The following is a 21,439-nucleotide window of genomic DNA, read 5'->3' on the forward strand; positions in this document are numbered from 1 at the left end:
AGGCGGGCGGGCCAGAGCTTACTGACCCGTCGCCTTCGCGATGATCTCCTTCGACACGTTCGCCGGAACCTCGGCGTACGAGTCGAACACCATGGAGTAGTTCGCCCGGCCCTGGGTCTTCGACCGAAGGTCGCCGACATAGCCGAACATCTCCGACAACGGCACCTGCGCCTTGACGACACGTGCACCGCTGCGCTCCTCCATGGCCTGGATCTGACCACGGCGGGAGTTCAGGTCGCCGATCACGTCACCCATGTAGTCCTCGGGTGTGATGACCTCGACAGCCATGATGGGCTCCAGGATGACCGGCTGGGCCGCCTGAGCGGCCTTCTTCAGCACCTGCGAACCCGCCACCTTGAACGCCATTTCCGAGGAGTCGACCTCGTGGTAGGCGCCGTCAAGCAGCGTCACCTTGATGTTCACCAGCGGGTAGCCGGCCAACACGCCGTACTGCATCGCGTCCTGCGCACCGGCATCCACCGACGGGATGTACTCACGCGGGATGCGGCCACCGGTGACCTTGTTCTCGAACTCGTAGGTGGCACCGTCCTCGCCGACGAACGGCTCGAGGTCGATCAGCACCTTCGCGAACTGGCCGGAGCCACCCGTCTGCTTCTTGTGGGTGAACTCGACCTTCTCCACCTTGCGGCGGATGGTCTCACGGTAGGCCACCTGCGGCTTGCCGACGTTTGCCTCGACCTTGAACTCGCGACGCATGCGGTCGACGAGGATGTCGAGGTGCAGCTCGCCCATACCGCCGATGACGGTCTGGCCGGTCTCCTGGTCCAGGTGGACCTTGAAGGTGGGATCCTCTTCGGCCAGCTTCTGGATCGCGGTGCCCAGCTTCTCCTGGTCACTCTTGGTCTTGGGCTCGATGGCCACCTCGATGACCGGATCCGGGAAGGTCATCGACTCGAGGACGACCTGCTGGTTCGGATCGCACAGGGTGTCGCCGGTGGTGGTGTCCTTCAGACCGATCACGGCGTAGATGTGACCAGCGGAGGCGGATTCCACAGGGTTTTCTTTGTTCGCGTGCATCTGGAACAGCTTGCCCAGCCGCTCCTTCTTGCCCTTGGTGGCGTTGATGACCTGCGCACCGGACTCGACCTTGCCCGAGTACACCCGGACGTAGGTCAGCTTGCCGAAGAACGGGTGCACGGCGATCTTGAACGCCAGCGCGGAGAACGGCTCGTCGGTCGACGGCTTGCGCAGGACCTCTTCGTCCTCCTTGCCGGGGACGTGGCCCTTGACGGACTCGACGTCCAGCGGCGAGGGCAGGTAGTCGATGACGGCGTCCAGCATGGGCTGCACGCCCTTGTTCTTGAACGCACTGCCGCACAGCACCGGGTACAGCTCGCTGCTGACGGTCAGCTTGCGGATGGCGCCCTTGATCTCGTCGATGGTGAGCTCTTCGCCGCCGAGGTACTTCTCCAGAAGCTCCTCGTCGGTCTCGGCGACGGTGTCCAGCAGCTCGCTGCGGTACTGCTCGGCCTTCTCGACCAGATCGGCCGGGATGTCGACGGTCTCGTAGCTCTCACCGAGCTTGGTCTCGCCGCGCCACACCTTGGCCTTCATCTCGACCAGGTCGACGATGCCCTCGAAGTCGTTCTCGGCACCGATCGGCAGCTGGATCACCAGCGGCTTGGCACCCAGGCGGTCCTTGATGGTCTGCACGGTGAAGTAGAAGTCCGCGCCGAGCTTGTCCATCTTGTTGACGAAGCAGATCCGCGGCACGTCGTACTTGTCGGCCTGACGCCACACCTGCTCGGACTGCGGCTCGACACCTTCCTTGCCGTCGAAGACGGCGACGGCACCATCGAGCACGCGCAGGCTGCGCTCCACCTCAACGGTGAAGTCGACGTGCCCGGGGGTGTCGATGATGTTGATCTGGTTGCCGTTCCAGAAGCAGGTGACGGCGGCGGAGGTGATGGTGATACCACGCTCCTGCTCCTGCTCCATCCAGTCGGTCGTGGAGGCACCGTCGTGCGTCTCACCGATCTTGTAGTTGACGCCGGTGTAATAGAGGATGCGCTCTGTCGTCGTCGTCTTGCCGGCGTCGATGTGCGCCATGATGCCGATGTTGCGGACCTTGTTCAGGTCAGTCAGCACGTCCTGTGCCACGGAAGTCTTCCCAACTCTTTCGCTTGCTTGATTAGGTGTTCGATTACGCGCCCGTTGGCACCCGACGCTGGATGCCGGGCGCGGGTATCACCAGCGGTAGTGCGCGAAAGCCCGGTTCGCTTCGGCCATCTTGTGAGTGTCCTCACGACGCTTCACAGCGGCACCCAGGCCGTTGCTGGCATCCAGGATCTCGTTGGCGAGGCGCTCGACCATGGTCTTCTCGCGACGGGCCTTGGAGAAGCTCACCAGCCAGCGCAGGGCCAGCGTGGTGGAGCGATCGGGACGAACCTCGACCGGAACCTGGTAGGTGGCACCACCGACGCGGCGGCTGCGCACCTCAAGGGCGGGCTTGACGTTGTCCAGCGCACGCTTGAGGGTGACGACCGGATCGGTACCGGTCTTGTCGCGGGCCTGCTCCAGCGCACCGTAGACGATGCGCTCGGCCAGCGACTTCTTGCCGTCCAGCAGAACCTTGTTGACCAGCTGGGTGACCAGCTGCGACCCGTAAACCGGATCGTTGACCAACGGACGCTTCGGCGCGGGTCCCTTGCGCGGCATCAGCTCTTCTCCTTCTTCGCGCCGTAACGGCTACGGGCCTGCTTGCGGTTCTTGACACCCTGGGTGTCGAGCGACCCGCGGATGATCTTGTAACGGACGCCGGGGAGGTCCTTCACACGACCGCCGCGCACCAGCACCATCGAGTGCTCCTGCAGGTTGTGGCCCTCGCCGGGGATGTAGGCGGTGACCTCGACCGCGCTGGTCAGCTTCACGCGTGCGACCTTGCGAAGCGCCGAGTTCGGCTTCTTCGGGGTGGTGGTGTACACGCGGGTGCACACGCCGCGGCGCTGCGGGCTGCCCTTGAGAGCCGCCGTCTTCACCTTGGCGACCTTGTCGCGGCGACCCTTGCGGACCAGCTGGTTGATGGTTGGCATGTACCGGCTTTCTCTGTGTTGCTTCTTGCTGTTCTAAGTCTCTGTACTGCAGTTATCCCCCGGTCGCGTACCCCGCGTCCGGGCGTGTCGCACGTTCCTACACCGGCGGAATTCCGATGCGTGATAGACATGCAAATTGGCCCGGCGTGCGGGCACGCTTGCGAAGCACTCAGCCGCGTGCGCCTTCCGGCCAGGCACGATCTACCACAATACCAGGGCTGGCCGTGCCGAACCAAACCCGCTCGCGACAGTCTATCCCCAGGTCAGACGCTACGACCCCGTTTGCCCCATACCCGAGGCCAACCGGCGAAGCATATCGGTGAACACCGCATCGGTGTCGATGTCATCCATCACACCCGTCATTTCCAGCAGGACAAAACCGTGCAGGGCCGACCAGAACTGCAGTGCGGCGTAGAAGGCGTCCTCACCCTCCAGCCCATAAGAGGACAGCACCTCGATCACCGGTCCGGCCGCGGCCCGGGTGGCGGCCGAGTACTCCGGATCGTCGCCGCCGAACGGCATGCGGGTGAATGCCGAGTAGCGGCCCGGATGGTGATGCGCATAGCTGCGGTAGGCACTGGCCATCACCGACACCGCGTCATCGCGGGTCCGGCCGGCGCCGACGGTGTTCAGCATCTCGATGATGTCGTCGATGACCCGCATCCGGACCGTGCGGCGCAGGTCGTCGAGGCTGTGCACGTGGTTGTAGAGGGACGGACCCTTGGTGCCGAGCTGCCCGGCGAGTGCATTGATCGTCAACGCATCCCAACCTTCACGGTCCAGGAATGTCAGCGCCGCGTTGACGATGGTCTCGCGGCTGAGCTTGGTGGTCCGCGCCGGCCGTACCTGGGCACGCTTGGTGCCAGCCGCCTGTGGCTCCGGCCGAGCTGACATGTGCGCACTGCCTTCGGGTCGATGAGATTGCTGATGAGAGGGACGCCCCAGTTGGCTCCGCCGTGAAACTCTAGCCCCTCAGGCAGCGCAGATCAGTTCACCCGGTCCTGACTGAGCCGGGCGAGTTTCTCGGTGATCTGACACAGGTCGGGCAGCATCGCCGGGTTCATCGTCTGGATCGACCAGGTGATGACGTCATCCCCTTTGGCCACATAGATGCTGCACACGTTCGCGTCCGCCGCACGGAAACCCTTGTTGCCGTCGATCGTCAGCTCGGTCAGGGTCCGTCCGGCCCTGGTCTCCAAGGTGCGCTCGGTGTCCATGTCGCTGCCCCGGTACCACCAGGTGGAAATACCCATGCCCGCACCGAAGGTGCCCAGCATCGAGTTCTCCTGCCAGAAGCAGCCGGTGTCGCTGACCACGGCCTTGCTGAACATCGACGAGCCCGCCGCCTCGGCGATGTCGGCATCGGTGATGCCGTTGCACTCCGCGCTGCGAAATCCTCCGTCGACGGATTCCGGCTCGGGAGGCGCGGCCGTGTCGGTCCGCGAGCAGGCAGCCAACGTCATCATCCCGGCCGCCACGGCAGCCAGGCACATCACAGTGCGGGAGCGGTGCGCCACGTCAGAGTTCCGATTGGAGGGTGGCCGACAGCAGCTTCTTGGCGTCGCGGCACGGGTCACCCTTGCCGGCAGGACCGCTGCTGCCGACACCGCGGAACTGCACCCACCAACTGATCACACCGGATCCGGCGGCCGCCGTCGCCGAACAGGCCGCGCCCGTGACGTCTCGTCGGGCCAGGAAGGCCTGGTGCCGTTCCACCACGACATCGGTGATCTCGCCATTGCGGCGCTGCGCCACCGCCCGCTCACGGGCCAGAGATCCGTCCTCGAACCAGGAGAAGAGGACGTCGAGCATCGCCAGTGATCCGGGTTCGGCGGCCGGCCCGGCCTTTCGCGACAACACGTACTGACATACCGCACCGCTGTAGGGGCGCACGATGTTGTCGGCGGCGAGAAGCTCCTGGATCGTGCTGTCGACCAGCAGTCCGCACCGGTCGTCGACGTATCCGAAGCTGCGGTCGGGATCGGCGGTCTCGGTCGACGCGCGCCGAGCCGCCCCGTCGATGGTGTGCGCACACCCCGCGACGGTCACCACGGCTGTGACCGCCACGGCAGCAGCCCGAGCAACACACCGACGCATTGCTGACCACGGTACCCAGCACCGACACCGCCCGCGACTCGTCGGCGACCCCGCGTCAAACTGGACAACACTTGCCGCGGCGCCGAGGATGCCCCGTACTCTTCGTTGCAGCGGACTCTCCGTTGGAGCGGATCGGAAGGGGATCTCACCGTGAATTGGACAGCTGTGAGTCGGACGAAGCTTCTTGGGCTGGCCATCGGTGTGCTCGCCCTGCCGCTTGCCTCCACTGTCGGGGCGCCCAGCGCAGCGGCCAAGAACGGTGACACCCACATCACCGGTCAGGGCATCGAACAAACCTTGGACTGCAACAACTCCACGCTGTTGGTCAACGGAACCGGCAACCGGATCAACGTGATGGGCACCTGCTGGGCCGTGACGGTGCAGGGATCGTCCAACGTCGTCATCGCCGACAACGTCGTCAACGACATCACCGTGTACGGCTGGGACCAGTCCGTGTTCTTCAAGAACGGTGACCCGGCGCTGATCGACCGCGGCCGTGAACTCGGTATGACCAACCAACTCGGCCGCGTACCCGCCTGAGGAAGAAAGTAGAGACAGACCCGTGACCGCCCGTTTTCGCTACTCCCCGCTGATCCTCGGCGCCGGTGCCGCCATTGCCGCGCTCACGCTTTCGGCGTGTGGTTCGGAGAGCTCCGACACCACCACCCCCAGCGCCACCGCCGGATCCTCCGGCGTCAACGTCGAGATCGGCAACACCATCAACTACATGTCGGTCGGCACGACGACGGAGATCGACTGCGGGGACGGCAAATCGCTCACGGTCGGCGGCACCAACAACACGCTGACGGTCAAGGGCACCTGCGCCAACGTCAACATCGGCGGGTCGGACAACAAGATCACCTTCGAGCGGATCGACAAGGCACTGACCATCGTCGGGCTGAACAACACCATCAACTACGCCGCGGGCGACCCCAAGGTGAACAACACCGGGACCAACAACACCGTCGACAAGGGTTAGTCGGCACTGGTTTGGTCGGCACTGGTTTGGTCGGCACCGGCTTGATCCGCACGGGCCCCGTGCCGACCGGCGCCGGCAGCGAACCGGCCCGCACCGTGGGCAGCCTCGTCCTGCACGCGGCCGATGCTGGCGAACTCGAATTCCATTGCCGCCTCTTCGGTTTCACCCCACTGATGGAGCGCCGAGAGCCGGTCGGCCCGCAGGCACTGCTGCGGTAGGCGGGCCAGTTCGGCGGCGAGTTCCTCGGCCTGTTGGCGGGCTTGCCCTCGGGGCACGATGCGGTTGGCCAGGCCGATCGCATGGGCTTCGGCCGCATCGACGGCACGCCCGGTGAGGATCAGGTCCATCGCCCGGCTCTGACCGATCAGACGCGGCAAGCGGACGGTGCCGCCGTCGATCAGCGGCACACCCCACCGGCGGCAGAACACCCCCATCACGGCGTCCTCTTCGACCACCCGGAGGTCACACCACAGGGCCAGCTCCAGACCACCGGCCACAGCATGGCCGCTGATCGCGGCGATCACCGGCTTGGACAACACCATTCGACTCGGCCCCATCGGACCGGGCCCGGTGCGGTGCAGTTGATTCATCTGCGGGGTTCCGAAAGCCTTGAGATCGGCGCCGGCGCAGAAAGTTCCGCCGGCACCGGTCAGCACCGCAACGGCGGCGTCGTCATCGGCATCGAATTGCTCGAAGGCGGCGAACAGGGCCGCGGCAGTGGGGCCGTCGACTGCGTTGCGGGCATGCGGGCGGTCGATGATGACGGTGGTCACCGCACCGTTGCGGTCGACCCGGACGGCGTCGTTCACGTGGCCTCCATAAGTTCGTTCTGGTCGCGCCGGTCGACGAGTTCTGCGGCGAAATCGGTGTACGCCTCACGTAATTCGGCGCCCGGCCAGCGGTCCGGCAGCAGCTCGTCGGGTAGTACCGGGTCGGCGAGAAGGTGCCGCACGATGCCGGCGGCAGCCATGAATCTTCCCGGCACATCGGCTGCGGTAGCCATCTCGTCCAACAACTGCTCGCCGGTACGCCGCCAGCCGGGAAGATCCCACAGCGCGGCGGCCAGTCCGCCCGGATCGTCGTCCCGGGTGTGCAGCAGCCGCACGCGGCCGGTGATCTCTTCGGGCAACGCCTGCTCGAGATTGTCGGGCCGCATCCACACGCCCTCGCGCAGTTCACCGAACCGGTACTGCTGCAGGCTGTTCCGCAGCGAGGCCCGGGTGCGGGCATCCGTGCCGACGCTGGTGATGACCAGCGTCAGCCATTGGCCGTCGTACTCACGCAATCGTGGATCGATCGCGTCGTCCTGGCGGCGCTGCCGGTTCAGCAGCCGGTCCGACAGCCGGTAGCCGTCCTCGGAGCGAACCAGATCGCCCGCGCTGACCATACGGGTCAACGCCACCCGCAACGTCGGCTCCTTGATGTCGAAATCGGCTGTCAGCCTGATCAGTTCGGCCGCACTCGCCCAGGCCGGATGCGCACCGAGCAGCACGCTCAGCACCACTGAGCGAGCCGTCATCCGTTTGAGCCCGGGCATGTCAGACTCCAGAAGGCCGGCGTCCGTAGTCACCCATCGGTTCATCGCGGTGGCGCACTGCCTCGCGGAAGCCGTGTTCAACCGCGTCGGAGACGAACGCGTGCCCTTCCGGTGTGTGCCGGGCGATGCCGTCGAACACCGTGCTGACCATCCGGCTGGTCGCCACACCCTGCTGCAGCAGTGCGGTGTTGCAGGCCAGCTTGGCCATGATGAGCTGGTTGACCGGCATGGCCGCGATCCGTGCCACGAGGCGCTCGGTCCGTTCGTCGAGGTCTTCGGGTTCCGGCGCCTCAACAGCCAGACCCCACTCGGCCGCCTGAGCCCCGGTGAGGCAATCCCCGGTGAACAACAGACGTTTGGCGCGCTGGTCCCCCAGTCGGTGCGCCCACAGTCCGGCGGCCGGAACGCCCCACACCCGCATCGGCGGGTAGCCGATCTTGGCGTCGGCAGCGGCAATCACCTGGTCGGCGTGCAGGGCGATGTCGGTGCCTCCCGCGACACAGTAACCGTGGATCTTGACCACCGTGGGCTTGTCGGCGTGCATGAGGCTGGAGAACCCGCGCACGAACCGGCTCATCATCTGGTAGTCGACCATCGGATCCCACGGTTGATCGGGAAGATGGTTGATCGCCTGGGTCCTGCCGGACAGCACAGTGCCGTCATAGCGGCCTCCCCCGGCCTCGCCGGTTCCGTCGGCGTAGGCGGACAGGTCGAATCCGGCACAGAAGCCTTCGCCGCGGCCGGACACCAGGATCACGTGGACGTCGGGATCCAGATCCGCACGTTCGACGAGGGACTGCAGCTCGACCGGGGTGTCGGCGACGATCGAGTTGCCTTTTTCGGGACGGTTGAACGTGATTCGGGCGATCCGGTCGGTGACCTCGTAGGTCATCGTCTTGAGGTTGTCGAAATCGACGGTCATGCGTTGGTCACCTTCCCCGCGAGCAGACACGAACCTGCCCACTTTTGGCTCGAAAAGGGCAGTTTTGTGTCTGTTCGGCAGTGGCCGTCACCCCTTGACCAACGCCCGCTCGAGGATCGGCGCCAGGTCCAGTCCGGTCGGCAGTGTGCCGAAGGCCTGACCCCACTGCCCGCCCAGCCGGCTGGCCAGGAACGCCTCGGCCACGGCCGGGTGACCGTGGCGCACCAGCAGCGCTCCCTGCAGCGCCAGCGAGATGTCCTCGGCGACCTTACGGCCGCGGTACTGGATGGTCTCGAAGTCACCCAGGTCCGACTGCAACGTGGTGACGTGGCGATCCAGCCGGGGGTCTTGCCCGGCGGTCTTGGCGAGCTCGTCGAACAGCACCTCGACGGACTCCGGACGGGTTGCCATGGCCCGCAACGTATCCAGTGCGCTGACGTTGCCCGAGCCTTCCCAGATGCCCATCAGCGGGGCCTCGCGGTACAACCGCGGCATCCCGGAATCCTCGACATAACCGTTACCGCCCAGGCATTCCATCGCTTCGGCGGCATGCGGGGTGGCCCGCTTGCACACCCAGTACTTACCTGCCGCCAGACCGATCCGGCGCAGCAATGCCTCGCGGTCGTCACCGCGGACGGCCTTGTCGGTCGCGCCGGCCATCCGCATCGCCAGCATGGTCGCAGCCTCGGCCTCCACGGCCAGGTCAGCGAGCACGTTGCGCATCAACGGCTGGTCGATCAGATAGGCGCCGAAGGCCTTTCGATGCTGGGCGTGGTGCACCGCACGGGTCAGACCGGTGCGCATGCTGGTGGCACTGCCCAGCGTGCAATCCAGGCGGGTGAGGTTGACCATCTCGATGATGGTCGGCACACCGCGGCCTTCCTCGCCGACCAGCCAAGCGGTGGCGCCGTCGTACTCGACCTCGCTGGAGGCGTTGGCGTGATTGCCGAGTTTGTCCTTGAGCCGCTGCAGGAACATCCGGTTGCGGCTGCCGTCGGGCAGGATGCGCGGCAGGAAGAAACAGCTCAGGCCGCCCGGGGCCTGGGCGAGCACCAGGAAGATGTCACCCATCGGTGCCGAGGTGAACCACTTGTGCCCGCGCAGCGAGTAGGTGCCGTCGCTGTTGGGCGTGGCCTCGGTGGTGCCGGCGCGGACATCGGAGCCGCCCTGTTTCTCCGTCATCGACATGCCCGCCGTGATTCCGGCTTTCGTCGTCGCGAGCTTGAGTTCCGAGTCATAGACCCGACTGGTCAGCAACGGCTCGTAGATGGCGGCCAGCTCCGGGTTGAACCGCAGCGCAGGCACGACGGCGTAGGTCATCGAGATCGGGCACATGTGCCCGGGCTCGACGGTCCACACCGAGGTCTTGGCTGCGCGCACGACGTGCGAGCCCTCGCGGTCATCTGCCCACGGGGCGCCGTGCAGGCCGTGGGTGACGGCCACGTTCATCAGCTGGTGGTAGGCCGGGTCGTACTCGACCTCGTCGATGCGGTGCCCGTAGCGATCGTGGGTGTGCAGCACCGGCTGGTTGCGATCGGCCAGTTCACCCCAGCGCTGCGCCTGGACACTGCCGTTGACGGCGCCCAGTTCGTGGACCTCGTCGATGCCCCACTCGCCGCCTTCGCGGATCAGCGCCTCGGCGAGCACCGGCGAAGTGGCGGGGTTGTAGTCCTCCAGTGGGGGGACCTGATTGGTGACGACATGTGTATCGACCATGACCTCAGTGTTACAAATTTTCGACAACCGCACAATAGTTGTAATAGTCAGGTCGTTTGGCGTGTCTCACCGTCCGCTTTGTCACGCTGGGGTGACCGTCGAAGCCCGCCGCCACCCCAGCGTGACGCTCGACGGGCGGGGTCGGTTCGGCAGCTCGGGCTCGTCACCCCGGCCTGACTCTCGAGCTCGACGGCCACGCTGACGTGACACAGCGACAGGCGCTCAGGCCGGGTCGAGTTCGGCGACGGCCGTCGACTGCGCGTCGTCTCGTTTAACCGGGACAGACCGGCCCGACCGCCACCCCTCATAGCGATGGAGCGCAAACAGCACCACGCCCGCCAAAGTCCAGCCGAGCAGGATGTCGACCACATAATGCTCGGCGGTGTACACCAACGTGAACGCCATGATCAGCGGATAGGCCACCAGGAACGGCCGCCAGCCGCGGTTGACCCGGTTCCACAAGAACACGGCGACGGCGGCGGTCAGCCCGGCGTGCAGGGACGGGATCGCCGCGACGAGATTCACGCTGGCCTGCCCCTGGTCGATCAGGGCCGTGGCGGTGTGCAGGTTCAGCTTGCCCCAGCCACGCGTGACGATCCGTTCGATCCAGTCGTGTGCGCCGCTCTGACTGTCCTGCATGGCACCCAGCAGACCGCCGTCGGCGGCCTCCCGCGCCGAGCGGAACATGCAGCGCGGCCCGGACGGTCCGCCGTCGACGTCGTCGGCCGTGCAGCGCGCCGCGGCCCACGGAGGTGCGGCCGGCAGCAGGGCGTAGACGGCCAGCGCCGCAAACGACAGCCCGACGAACAAGCGCACGAACCGCTTCCACTCCTCCCGGTCGCGCAGCCACAACACCCCGGCGACCACGTACGGGAGGATGAAAAACGACATGTAGACGGTGCTGATCACCACTTCCCACCATGGCGGGTGCAGCTGCTTCAACCGCTCTTGCAACCACACTGTGGGCACGGTGCCGAAAAACATCCAACGATCGGCATCGACCTGCCGGTGCCACAGGGTCGGCCGGCCCACCAGCGTGGCCGCCCCGCGGCTGAGGTCGTAGGCGGCGAGCACGACCGCGAACGGCAGCCAGTCTCGAATCACGTAGAGCATCCGCCGCCCCTGGCCGATGCTGGCGGCCAGCAGACCGGTCGCGATGTAGAGCAGCAAAAGCTCACGGTTGAACGCAAAGCCGTCGGTGACAGTCCGGTAGATGACGACCGCGGCCCAGGTCAGAATCGCGGCGTACCGCAGCAGGCGCAGCCGGCGAGCACGGGTGTCAACGGTCGCCCATTGCGCCGGGGTCTTGTCTGGGGCCTCGCCGGTTACCGAGTCGTCAACCGCGGTCACAGAGGCGACGTTAGTTCACCTGGTCGTCGCCGTGCGGTTGAAAACGGTTCAGGTTCTCTAATGCGGTCAGCCGGCGTGCTCGCGCAGGAATGCGATGTCGTCCTTGCGTCCGGCCTCGGCGGTCTCGCAGATCACCGGCGCGTCGGCCGCCTTGACCACCGCGGCCAGCAACTGCGGATCGATCTGGCCGGCCCCGAAATTGGCGTGCCGGTCAGCGCCGGAGCCGGCGGCGTCACGGGAATCGTTGCAGTGCACCAGATCGATGCGCCCGGTGATCGCCTTGATCCGGTCCACCGCGTCGATCAAGGCCTCCCCCGCCGCCCAGGCGTGGCAGGTGTCCAGGCAGAAACCGATCCCTTTGTCCCCGATGCTGTCCCACAACCTGGCGATGGTGTCGAAGTGCCGGGCCATGGCGTGGTCACCGCCGGCGGTGTTCTCCAAATACACCGGCACGTCGGTGTTCAGGTAGTCAAGCGCCTTGGCCCAGCGTTCGAACCCGGCCTCCATGTCGTTGTCGTCGGCATGGCCGCCGTGCACGATCAGCGCCGTTGCGCCGATCTCGGCGGCGGCGTCGCACGTGTCCTGCAGGATCTTGCGGGACGGGATGCGGACCCGGTTGTTGGCCGAGGCCACGTTGATCAGATAGGGAGCGTGAACGTACAACGGCACGGTGGACGCCTTGAGAGTTTCGGCATCCTCACGCGGCTTGGGCTTCTTCCAGCTCTGCGGATTGCCGAGGAAGAACTGGACGACGTCGGCCCCGTCGGCGGCGGCCGCGGCCAATGGATCGGTGTTGTCTACATGCGAGCCGATGAGCACGCCGCCAAGTCTAGGCGGGCCCGACGACATCCCTATCCCTTGCGCAGGTCCGGTGCCGGCGCACCGAGCAGCGCCAGCCGGGCCGACTGCCAACCGACCCGCACGGCCGCGGCCACCGACCGCGTCGAGTGCCCGAGAATTCGCACACCAACGCCGCACTCGGATGGCAACGCGCTCACCCCGGCCAGCACATCTCGACACGAACCGAGCGCGTCAACCAACACGGCGGTCAACTCCGACAGCCGATCCGACGGGGCAAGCACAAACAAAGCCACGTGCACGGCAAAGCCGCCCAGCCGTGCCGGGGTGTCGGCACGGCCGGCCGACGACCCGAAGCACAACGTGTCCGACAGCAAGAGTTCGCCACTCGGCCGATGCAGCACCGTCGTCGTCCAGTACAGGTCATAGTCGTGGTATTCACCGGCGCGACCGGGCATCAAGGTCTCGGCGAAGAACACGGTCGCAGTGGGATCGACAACCAACCTGTTGCTGCCGTAGAACCGGCTGCCCTTGAACGGGATCACCGGATCCGGCAGGTACTCCACCACGCTGCCTGCACCGGCGCAGATGTTGACCTGTTGGACGGCATAGCCGGCGTCCATGCCGTAGATCTTGGTGGCCGACTGTGTCGTCACATGCACCTGCGCGCCGGCCGAGACGTCGATGTCGATGCGCAGGCGGTCGCCCTGGAGGATGCCGTCGCCGTGCTGCTGTAGGTAGAGAAACGCCATACCCGGATGTTGCGGATCGAGGTACAGCGGCCGCAGTAGGTACAGCGGCGTGCGGTGGAACTGGCGGACGATACGGGTGGCCCCGGCCACGACGGCGGCATCGATGTCGAGCAGCCCGACAGCGCCCATGCCGTCGGCCGGATACTGCGCGAAGACGGCGGGCAGCCGTGGCGGTGTCCACCACTGGGCGTCCCGGCGGCGCTCAGCACGCGTGACGGCGCCCACGCTAGGCCCGGGTAGGTCGAAGCAGATCGGCCCGACTCAGGTGATCGAGCACCTGATCCAGACCCTGCCCGCTGAAACAGTCGGTGAACACGAACGGCCTGTCCTGCCGCACCGCCGCGGCGTCGCGGGCCATCACCGCCGGGTCGGCATGCACGTACGGTGCAATGTCGATCTTGTTGATCACCAACAGATCCGACGCGGTGATGCCCGGTCCGCGTTTGCGCGGAATCTTGTCGCCTTCGCCGACATCGATGACGAAGATGAAATAGTCCGCCAACGCTCGGCTGTAGGTCAGCGTGAGGTTGTCACCGCCGGATTCGAGCAACACCAGATCGGCATCGGGGAACCGCCCGGTCAGTTGTTGCACGGCATCCAAATTCATCGTCGGGTCATCGCGCACGGCGGTATGCGGACACGACCCGGTTTCCACACCGACCACCCGATCCGGATCGAGCACACCGGCCAGGGCGCCACGGACGTGTTGGGCATCCTCCTGGGTGAAGATGTCGTTGGTGACCACGACGGGACGGTGGCCCCGCGCAACCAGCCGTGGCACCAATGCCTCGATCAGCGCGGTCTTACCGGACCCCACCGGCCCGCCGATGCCGATTCTGGGTACGTCGCCGCCGAGACGCGGCAACGTACCGAGGTCGGCCAGCGCGTGACTGTGACTGTGTTCGGCCATCTCATCTCCTGTCGTACTAGGTGCTGAACAGGCGCAGCGACGCCTGCTCGTGCCTCATGTTCATCACGTCGATCAGCGGCACGCAGCTGCTCAGCTCGTCCAATTCCGCATCGACCACCCGCTGCGACGTCTCCCGCAGCAGGCTCCGGCTGCCGTGCAGAATCGCTTGCGCCACCCGGTGATCCGCGATGTCGAGCCGCACCGCGGCGTTGAGCCAACCAGCCATGAAGGCGTACAACTCGGTGGCCGCCGCGTGGATGAGCGGCACTCCGAGTTCGGCCAGCAGTAGACCCATCACCACCGCGGCGTTGCCCGGCGCGGTGGTGGCCGCCACCGCCGCCCGATGACGTGCCGTGGCCGCACCGCCGAAAACGCCACTGGCGGTGGCCAACAACTGCCGTCCGGTGCGCGTCGACGCGTCGCGTGCCTCCCTCGTCAACTTCACCGCGGTCAGCCGGCGATCCGCCTCGATCGCCAACGCCTCATGTCCGTCGGCGGCGGCGCGGTGGGCATACGCCAACGCGATGCCGTCGCTCGGCGCGAAACCGTGCCGCAACTGATCCGCCAAAAACCCGCCGAGCGTGCCGATGTCGGTCGACCGCGTGATCACACCGTGTTGAACAAGTGACTCCAGGCCATGCGACAACGTGTAGCGCCCACTGGGAAACGACGCATCTGCCAGTTGCAGTGCGCTGATGAAGCCCGGTATCGAGTCAGACAATGTAGTACAACTGCGACATCGACACCCGGTCGGCCGGTTCCACGGTGGCCCGCTCACCGTCGAGGTAAACCTGAAACGTCTCCGGGTCGATGCGGATGTCCGGAGTTGCGTTGTTGCGCACCATCTGTTTCTTGCCGACAGCCCGGCAACCACGCACCGGCTCCACCCAACGGTCCAGGCCGATCCGTTCCGGTATTCCGGCGGCCACGGCCGAGGCCGACATGAACGTCATCGACGTGCGGGCTGCAGCCGCCGTCTCGCTGCCGAACATGGGGCGCAACAGCACCGGTTCGGGTGTCGGGATCGAGGCACTGGGATCACCCATCATGGCCCAGGCCACCATCCCGCCCTTGACGACGAACTTGGGCTTCACGCCGAACGTGTTGGTCGGCCACAACACAATGTCGGCGATCTTGCCGGTCTCCAACGAGCCGACGAGGTGGGCAATGCCATGTGCCAGAGCCGGGTTGATGGTGTACTTGGCCAGATAGCGCAATATTCGGCCGTTGTCGTGTTCGGCGGTGTCTCCGTCCGAGGGCCCGGTCTGTTGTTTCATCTTGTCGGCTGTGCGCCAGGCGGTGGTGACGGTATCGCCGATGCGGCCCATCGCCTGCGAATCCGACGAATACATCGACAACACGCCACGATCCTGCAAGACATCCTCGGCCGCCTCGGTTTCACCGCGGATGCGCGACTGCGCGAACGCGATGTCCTCCGGGTTCTGCGGATTGAGGTGGTGGGTGACCGTCGTCATGTAGAAAAGGTTGTCGGTGGTGTCCGTGGTGTACGGCCGGGTCGGATTGGTCGACGAGGGAAGCACATTCGGCAGTGCCGCGATCGCCATGATGTCGGGTGCGTGGCCGCCGCCGGCACCCTCGGTGTGATAGGTGTGAATCGTCCTGCCATTGATCGCATCGATGGTCTCGGAGAGATAGCCGCACTCGTTGAGCGAATCGGTGTGGATGGCCACCTGAACGTCGTAGTCGTCGGCGACGGACAGCGCACAATCGATGACGGCCGGCGTCGCACCCCAGTCCTCGTGCACCTTCAGGCCGCAAGTTCCCGCGTCCAGTTGCTCGACCAACGCGGCCGGACGGCTGCTGTTCCCCTTACCGAGCAACCCGACATTGACCGGAAAGCCCGCCGTTGCCTGGAGCATCCGCGCGATATTCCAGGGTCCCGGAGTGCAGGTGGTGCCCTTGGACCCGTCCGCAGGTCCGGTGCCGCCGCCGATAAGTGTGGTGATGCCGTTGGACAGGGCGTGTGGCACCTGCGCGGCACTGAGGAAGTGCACGTGTGCGTCGACGCCGCCGGCCGTCGCCACCAGTCCCTCGCCCGAAATCACCTCGGTGCCCGCGCCGATCACCAACGCCGGATCGACACCGTCCTGGAGGTAAGGATTGCCCGCTTGACCGACGCCTGCGATCCTTCCGTCCTTGATTCCGATGTCCGCCTTGACGATTCCGAGAATGGGGTCCATCACGATCGCCGCGGTGATGACAAGGTCGAGTGCGCCGTCGGCATTGCGGATGCCGGGTGCCTGACCCATGCCGTCCCGGACCGTCTTGCCGCCGCCATATACGACCTCTTCGCCCGGAGTGAGCAGGCTGCGTTCGACCTGGGCGATCAATTCGGTGTCGGCGAGCCGGAAGCGGTCACCGACGGTGGGGCCGTACAGCGAGACGTACGTACGCCGTGGGATCGAGCTCATGACGAAACCTCGTGATCCATACCGAGGTAGCCACCATCACTGGCACGCCGCAACGCCCGCCTCGCGGTGTGTTCGGCGGTCACCGCACCACCTACCAACTCGTTGAAACCGAGAATCCGCTGTGAACCACCGAAATCGACCAGATCCACTTCCTTTTCGTCGCCGGGTTCGAATCGGACGGCCTTTCCGGCGGGCACGTCGAGGCGTTTGCCCAACGCCCGCGGACGGTCGAAGTCCAGCGCCCGGTTCACTTCGAAAAAGTGGTAATGCGAACCGATCTGGATGGGCCGGTCGCCGGTGTTCTTCACGAGCAGTTTTGTGACCGGTCGGCCCGCGTTGATTTCGACGGGTTCGTCGCTGATGAACCATTCACCGGGAATCATGCCGCCTCGTTTCAGTTCGGATCAGGGAATGGGATTGGATACCGAAATCAACTGACTGCCGGTCTTGAATGTCGCCTCGATCTGAACCAGCGTCACCAACTCGGGCACGCCCGGCATGACGTCGTCGCGGGTGAGGACTTGTTTGCCCAATTCGATGGCATCGGCCACGGATGCGCCGTCGCGGGCCGCCTCGAGCAGAGCTTCGCAGATCAGCGCGATGGCCTCCGGAAAATTGAGCTTGGTTCCGCGTTGTTTTCGCCGCCGGGCCAGGTCGGCAACCTGGTAGATGACGAGTTTCTCGGTCTCCCTCGGCGAGAGCATGAGCGCAGAGATCCAGGTCTCGGTACCAGGGGTCGATGTGGTCGCCATGGTCGACTCGCCGGACTCCCGATGACCGTCCTGGTGTGCCACGCTCGCCTCCACTTCGCCGAGCCCCGGTTACCCCTGGCCGGGTCCGTTAAACAACATCGGCGACCGTGCACGAAAAAGCCCCCGACTCCCAAAACGGGAGCGGGGGCTTTTCCGAACCAACTAGCGGTAGTCGCTGTATCCGTAATCGTCCAGCGGAACCGCAGCACCGGTGGCCGCACCGAAGTCCGGGCTGTAGTACTGATCCTCGTAGGACGGGATCGTGTACGCCGCAGCGCGGGCCTCTTCGGTCGGCTGCACCTGGATGTTGCGGTAGCGGTTGATACCGGTACCGGCCGGGATCAGCTTGCCGATGATCACGTTTTCCTTCAGACCCTGCAGCTTGTCGCTGCGGCAGTTGATCGCCGCATCGGTCAGCACGCGGGTGGTCTCCTGGAACGACGCCGCCGACAGCCACGAATCCGTGGCCAGCGATGCCTTCGTGATACCCATCAGCACCGGACGTCCGGCCGCGGGCTCGCCGCCCTCGGCCACGACGCGACGGTTCTCCGACTCGAACTCGGCACGCTCGGTCAGCGAGCCGGGCAGGAACTCCGTCGAACCCGAATCGATGATCGTGACGCGACGCAGCATCTGCCGGACGATGACCTCGATGTGCTTGTCGTGGATCGACACGCCCTGGGCCCGGTAGACCTCCTGGACCTCCTTGACGAGGTGGATCTGCACCTCGCGGGGGCCCTGGACCCGCAGCACCTCGTGCGGATCGGCGGAGCCTTCCATCAGCTGGTCGCCGACCTCGACGTGGTCACCGTCGGTCAGCACGCCTTCGGAGCCGTCCTCGTGGGTGATCACGCGCAGGCGCTGACGCTTGGAGAGCTTGTCGTAGACAACTTCCTCGCCGCCATCGTCGGGGACGATGGTGATCTTGTAGAACTTGTCCGTCTCCTCCAGCTGGACCCGGCCCGCGACGTCGGCGATCGGCGCCTTGTTCCGCGGGATACGAGCCTCGAACAGCTCCTGGACACGCGGCAGACCACCGACGATGTCGGCGCCACCGGTAACACCACCCTGGTGGAAGGTACGCATGGTCAGCTGGGTACCGGGCTCACCGATGGACTGGGCGGCGACGATGCCGACGGCCTCGCCGATGTCGACCAGCTTGCCGGTGGCCATCGAACGGCCGTAGCACTTGGCACACACACCCGACGCGGAGGCGCAGGTCAGCACGGAGCGGACCTTCACCTGCGTGATGCCGGCCGCCAGCAGCGCGTCGATGGCCGGGTCGCCCAGGTCATGGCCGCGCTCGATGACAACGTTGCCCTTGTCGTCGACCGCGTCGGTGGCCAGCGTGCGAGCGAACGCCGAGGTCTCGACATGCGCATCGCGGATCAGCGAACCATCCGGGCCGCGCTCGGCCAGCGTGACGATGATGCCGCGCTCGGTCTCACAGTCGGTCTCGCGCACGATGACGTCCTGCGACACGTCCACCAGACGACGGGTCAGGTAACCCGAGTCGGCGGTACGCAGAGCGGTGTCGGCCAGACCCTTACGAGCACCGTGGGTGTTGATGAAGTACTCCAACACCGTCAGGCCCTCACGGAACGAGGACTTGATCGGGCGCGGGATGAACTCACCCTTCGGGTTGGTCACCAGCCCCTTCATGCCGGCCAGGGTGCGGGTCTGGGTGAGGTTACCCGTGGCGCCCGACTTCACGATCGTGATGATCGGGTTGTCGGCCGGGTAGTACTCCTCCAGCGCCTTACCCACCTCTTCGGTGGCGTCCTGCCAGATCTTGACCAGGGACTCGTTGCGCTCGTTGTGGTTCAGCGCGCCGCGCTGGTACTTGCGCTCGATCGCCTCGGCCTCGGCCTCGTGCCGCTCCAGGATCTCCTGCTTCTGCGGCGGCACCAGCACGTCGGCCATCGAGACCGTGACACCCGAACGGGTGGCCCAGTGGAAACCGGCGTCCTTGAGCTTGTCGACGGTCTGCGCCACCACGATCATCGGGAAGCGCTCGGCCAGATCGTTGATGATCCGGGCCTGGACCTTCTTGTGCATCTGCTCGTTGACGAACGGGTAGCCCTTGGGCAGCAGCTCGTTGAAGAGCACCCGGCCCAGCGTGGTGTCCGCGGTCCAGGCGTCGCCCGGCTTCCAGCCGTTCTCGAAAAGTTCCGCCTCGATGTTGGCCGGCGGACGCGCATCGGTCAGCCGCACCTTGATCTTCGCGCGCACCGACAGCGCACCGCGGTCCAGGGCCATGATGGCCTCGGCCGGGCTGCTGTACACACCCTGCTCGGCGGAATCCTTGCCGGCCGGCACGTACTCGCCCTTGTCCCCCTCGACGAGGGTGGTCAGGAAGTACAGACCGGTCACCATGTCCAGACGCGGCATGGCCAGCGGCTTGCCCGACGCCGGCGACAGGATGTTGTTCGAGGACAGCATCAGGATGCGGGCCTCGGCCTGGGCCTCTGCCGACAGCGGCAGGTGCACAGCCATCTGGTCACCGTCGAAGTCGGCGTTGAACGCCTCACACACCAGCGGGTGCAGCTGGATGGCCTTGCCTTCGACCAGCTGCGGCTCGAAGGCCTGGATACCCAGGCGGTGCAGGGTAGGTGCACGGTTCAGCAGCACCGGATGCTCGGCGATGACCTCTTCGAGGACATCCCACACCTGGGGACGCTGACGCTCCACCATGCGCTTCGCGCTCTTGATGTTCTGTGCGTGGTTCAGGTCGACCAGACGCTTCATCACGAACGGCTTGAACAGTTCCAGCGCCATCAGCTTCGGCAGACCGCACTGGTGCAGCTTGAGCTGCGGACCGACGACGATGACCGAACGGCCGGAGTAGTCGACGCGCTTACCGAGCAGGTTCTGACGGAAGCGGCCCTGCTTGCCCTTGAGCAGATCGGACAGCGACTTGAGCGGACGGTTGCCCGGGCCGGTGACCGGACGACCACGACGGCCGTTGTCGAACAGCGCGTCCACCGACTCCTGAAGCATGCGCTTCTCGTTGTTGACGATGATCTCGGGCGCGCCCAGATCGATCAGTCGCTTGAGCCGGTTGTTGCGGTTGATCACGCGGCGGTACAGGTCGTTCAGGTCGGAGGTGGCGAAGCGGCCACCGTCGAGCTGAACCATCGGACGCAGCTCCGGCGGGATCACCGGGACGGCGTCGAGCACCATGCCCAGCGGGGAGTTGCCCGACTGCTGGAAGGCCGCGACGACCTTCAGACGCTTGAGCGCGCGCAGCTTCTTCTGCCCCTTGCCGCTGCGGATGGTCTCGCGCAGCGACTCGGCCTCGGCCTCGATGTCGAAGGTCTCGATGAGCTTCTTGATCGACTCCGCGCCCATGGCACCGGTGAAGTACTCGCCGTAGCGGTCCTGCAGCTCGCGGTAGAGCACCTCGTCGACGATCAGCTGCTTGGGGGCCAGCTTGGTGAAGGTGGTCCAGATCTCGTCGAGCCGGTCCAGCTCACGCTGGGCCCGGTCGCGGAGCTGACGCATCTCGCGCTCGCCGCCGTCGCGCACCTTGCGGCGCACGTCGGACTTGGCTCCCTCGGCTTCGAGCTCGGCCAGGTCGGCCTCGAGCTTCTGGGCCCGGGCCTCCAGGTCGGCGTCGCGCTGATCCTCGACGGCCTTCTTCTCGACGACCATCTCGGCCTCGAGCGTGGACAGCTCGTTGTGGCGCATCTCGGTGTCGACCGAGGTGATCACGTAGGCCGCGAAGTAGATGATCTTTTCCAGATCCTTCGGGGCCAGGTCGAGCAGGTAGCCCAACCGCGACGGGACACCCTTGAAGTACCAGATGTGCGTGACGGGTGCGGCCAGCTCGATGTGGCCCATCCGCTCACGACGCACCTTGGCGCGAGTGACCTCGACACCACAGCGCTCACAGATGATGCCCTTGAAGCGGACGCGCTTGTACTTACCGCAGTAGCACTCCCAGTCGCGAGTCGGTCCGAAGATCTTCTCGCAGAACAGGCCGTCCTTCTCAGGCTTCAGCGTGCGGTAGTTGATGGTCTCCGGCTTCTTGACCTCGCCGAAGGACCAGTTGCGGATGTCGTCCGCAGTGGCCAGGCCGATGCGGAGTTCATCGAAGAAGTTGACGTCTAGCACGTAACTCCCTTTCCCCTTGCGGGTG

Annotated in this window: 21 protein-coding genes; 2 read left to right on the forward strand and 19 right to left on the reverse strand. The window is 65.8% G+C overall.

The window, feature by feature from the left end:
• Positions 1–18: 18 nt before the first annotated feature.
• The 6 genes from fusA to A5740_RS07175 all read right to left on the reverse strand — a co-directional run bounded on the left by fusA (position 19) and on the right by A5740_RS07175 (position 5,150).
• On the reverse strand, positions 19–2,121 hold the full coding sequence (gene fusA, locus A5740_RS07150; protein ID WP_076192637.1) for an elongation factor G: 2,103 nt from the start codon (positions 2,119–2,121) through the stop codon (positions 19–21).
• A gap of 87 nt (positions 2,122–2,208) precedes the next feature.
• Positions 2,209–2,679: a 30S ribosomal protein S7 gene (rpsG, locus tag A5740_RS07155; RefSeq protein WP_018601866.1), complete on the reverse strand. Its 471-nt coding sequence runs from the start codon at positions 2,677–2,679 to the stop codon at positions 2,209–2,211.
• Positions 2,679–3,053 carry a 30S ribosomal protein S12 gene (rpsL, locus tag A5740_RS07160; RefSeq protein WP_066901499.1) on the reverse strand — a complete coding sequence of 125 codons (375 nt, stop codon included), beginning with the start codon at positions 3,051–3,053 and terminating at the stop codon, positions 2,679–2,681. Before rpsL ends, rpsG begins: the two co-directional genes overlap by 1 nt.
• Before the next feature lie 270 nt (positions 3,054–3,323).
• Entirely contained in the window at positions 3,324–3,947 is a 624-nt protein-coding gene (locus A5740_RS07165) for a TetR/AcrR family transcriptional regulator (protein WP_076192639.1), read from the reverse strand.
• A 92-nt stretch (positions 3,948–4,039) separates the two neighbouring features.
• Positions 4,040–4,516: a DUF3558 domain-containing protein gene (locus A5740_RS07170; protein WP_371454731.1), complete on the reverse strand. Its 477-nt coding sequence runs from the start codon at positions 4,514–4,516 to the stop codon at positions 4,040–4,042.
• A gap of 55 nt (positions 4,517–4,571) precedes the next feature.
• Positions 4,572–5,150 (reverse strand): DUF3558 domain-containing protein, encoded by a 579-nt coding sequence (locus A5740_RS07175; protein ID WP_076192641.1) that lies wholly within the window; start codon positions 5,148–5,150, stop codon positions 4,572–4,574.
• A gap of 150 nt (positions 5,151–5,300) precedes the next feature.
• Here A5740_RS07175 and A5740_RS07180 point away from each other — a divergent pair, with 150 nt between their 5' ends.
• Positions 5,301–5,690 carry a DUF3060 domain-containing protein gene (locus A5740_RS07180; protein WP_076192642.1) on the forward strand — a complete coding sequence of 130 codons (390 nt, stop codon included), beginning with the start codon at positions 5,301–5,303 and terminating at the stop codon, positions 5,688–5,690.
• Between the two features lie 22 nt (positions 5,691–5,712).
• A complete protein-coding gene (locus tag A5740_RS07185) occupies positions 5,713–6,129 on the forward strand; it encodes a DUF3060 domain-containing protein (RefSeq protein WP_076192644.1) in 417 nt (138 codons plus the stop codon).
• On the opposite strand, the gene A5740_RS07190 is transcribed toward A5740_RS07185, so the two are convergent.
• From A5740_RS07190 to A5740_RS07250, 13 genes are all read right to left on the reverse strand, one after another.
• Positions 6,126–6,938, reverse strand: coding sequence for a crotonase/enoyl-CoA hydratase family protein (locus A5740_RS07190; RefSeq protein ID WP_076192646.1), 813 nt, complete (start codon positions 6,936–6,938; stop codon positions 6,126–6,128). The two genes, A5740_RS07185 and A5740_RS07190, sit on opposite strands and share 4 nt — an antisense overlap.
• On the reverse strand, positions 6,935–7,666 hold the full coding sequence (locus A5740_RS07195) for a PaaX family transcriptional regulator C-terminal domain-containing protein (RefSeq protein WP_076192648.1): 732 nt from the start codon (positions 7,664–7,666) through the stop codon (positions 6,935–6,937). The genes A5740_RS07190 and A5740_RS07195 overlap by 4 nt, the downstream gene beginning before the upstream one ends.
• Before the next feature lies 1 nt (position 7,667).
• Complete coding sequence (locus A5740_RS07200) at positions 7,668–8,588, reverse strand: crotonase/enoyl-CoA hydratase family protein (protein WP_076192649.1); 921 nt, start codon at positions 8,586–8,588, stop codon at positions 7,668–7,670.
• Positions 8,589–8,675: 87 nt separating this feature from the next.
• Complete coding sequence (locus tag A5740_RS07205; protein ID WP_076192651.1) at positions 8,676–10,304, reverse strand: acyl-CoA dehydrogenase family protein; 1,629 nt, start codon at positions 10,302–10,304, stop codon at positions 8,676–8,678.
• A 222-nt stretch (positions 10,305–10,526) separates the two neighbouring features.
• On the reverse strand, positions 10,527–11,654 hold the full coding sequence (locus A5740_RS07210) for a phosphatase PAP2 family protein (RefSeq protein WP_076192652.1): 1,128 nt from the start codon (positions 11,652–11,654) through the stop codon (positions 10,527–10,529).
• A 66-nt stretch (positions 11,655–11,720) separates the two neighbouring features.
• Positions 11,721–12,473: a deoxyribonuclease IV gene (locus A5740_RS07215; RefSeq protein WP_076192654.1), complete on the reverse strand. Its 753-nt coding sequence runs from the start codon at positions 12,471–12,473 to the stop codon at positions 11,721–11,723.
• Between the two features lie 32 nt (positions 12,474–12,505).
• A complete protein-coding gene (locus tag A5740_RS07220; protein ID WP_076192655.1) occupies positions 12,506–13,429 on the reverse strand; it encodes an urease accessory protein UreD in 924 nt (307 codons plus the stop codon).
• A 1-nt stretch (position 13,430) separates the two neighbouring features.
• On the reverse strand, positions 13,431–14,114 hold the full coding sequence (gene ureG, locus A5740_RS07225) for an urease accessory protein UreG (protein WP_076192657.1): 684 nt from the start codon (positions 14,112–14,114) through the stop codon (positions 13,431–13,433).
• A 16-nt stretch (positions 14,115–14,130) separates the two neighbouring features.
• Entirely contained in the window at positions 14,131–14,835 is a 705-nt protein-coding gene (locus A5740_RS07230; RefSeq protein WP_175616185.1) for an urease accessory protein UreF, read from the reverse strand.
• Positions 14,828–16,546, reverse strand: coding sequence for an urease subunit alpha (gene ureC, locus A5740_RS07235; protein WP_076192658.1), 1,719 nt, complete (start codon positions 16,544–16,546; stop codon positions 14,828–14,830). The genes A5740_RS07230 and ureC overlap by 8 nt, the downstream gene beginning before the upstream one ends.
• A complete protein-coding gene (gene ureB, locus A5740_RS07240) occupies positions 16,543–16,929 on the reverse strand; it encodes an urease subunit beta (protein WP_076192660.1) in 387 nt (128 codons plus the stop codon). The genes ureC and ureB overlap by 4 nt, the downstream gene beginning before the upstream one ends.
• A gap of 21 nt (positions 16,930–16,950) precedes the next feature.
• Positions 16,951–17,250 carry an urease subunit gamma gene (locus A5740_RS07245; RefSeq protein WP_371454732.1) on the reverse strand — a complete coding sequence of 100 codons (300 nt, stop codon included), beginning with the start codon at positions 17,248–17,250 and terminating at the stop codon, positions 16,951–16,953.
• A gap of 210 nt (positions 17,251–17,460) precedes the next feature.
• Positions 17,461–21,414, reverse strand: a complete 3,954-nt coding sequence (locus A5740_RS07250; RefSeq protein ID WP_076192661.1) for a DNA-directed RNA polymerase subunit beta' — start codon at positions 21,412–21,414, stop codon at positions 17,461–17,463.
• Positions 21,415–21,439: the final 25 nt, after the last annotated feature.

The organism is Mycobacterium sp. GA-1841 (assembly GCF_001954135.1).
GTDB lineage: Bacteria > Actinomycetota > Actinomycetes > Mycobacteriales > Mycobacteriaceae > Mycobacterium.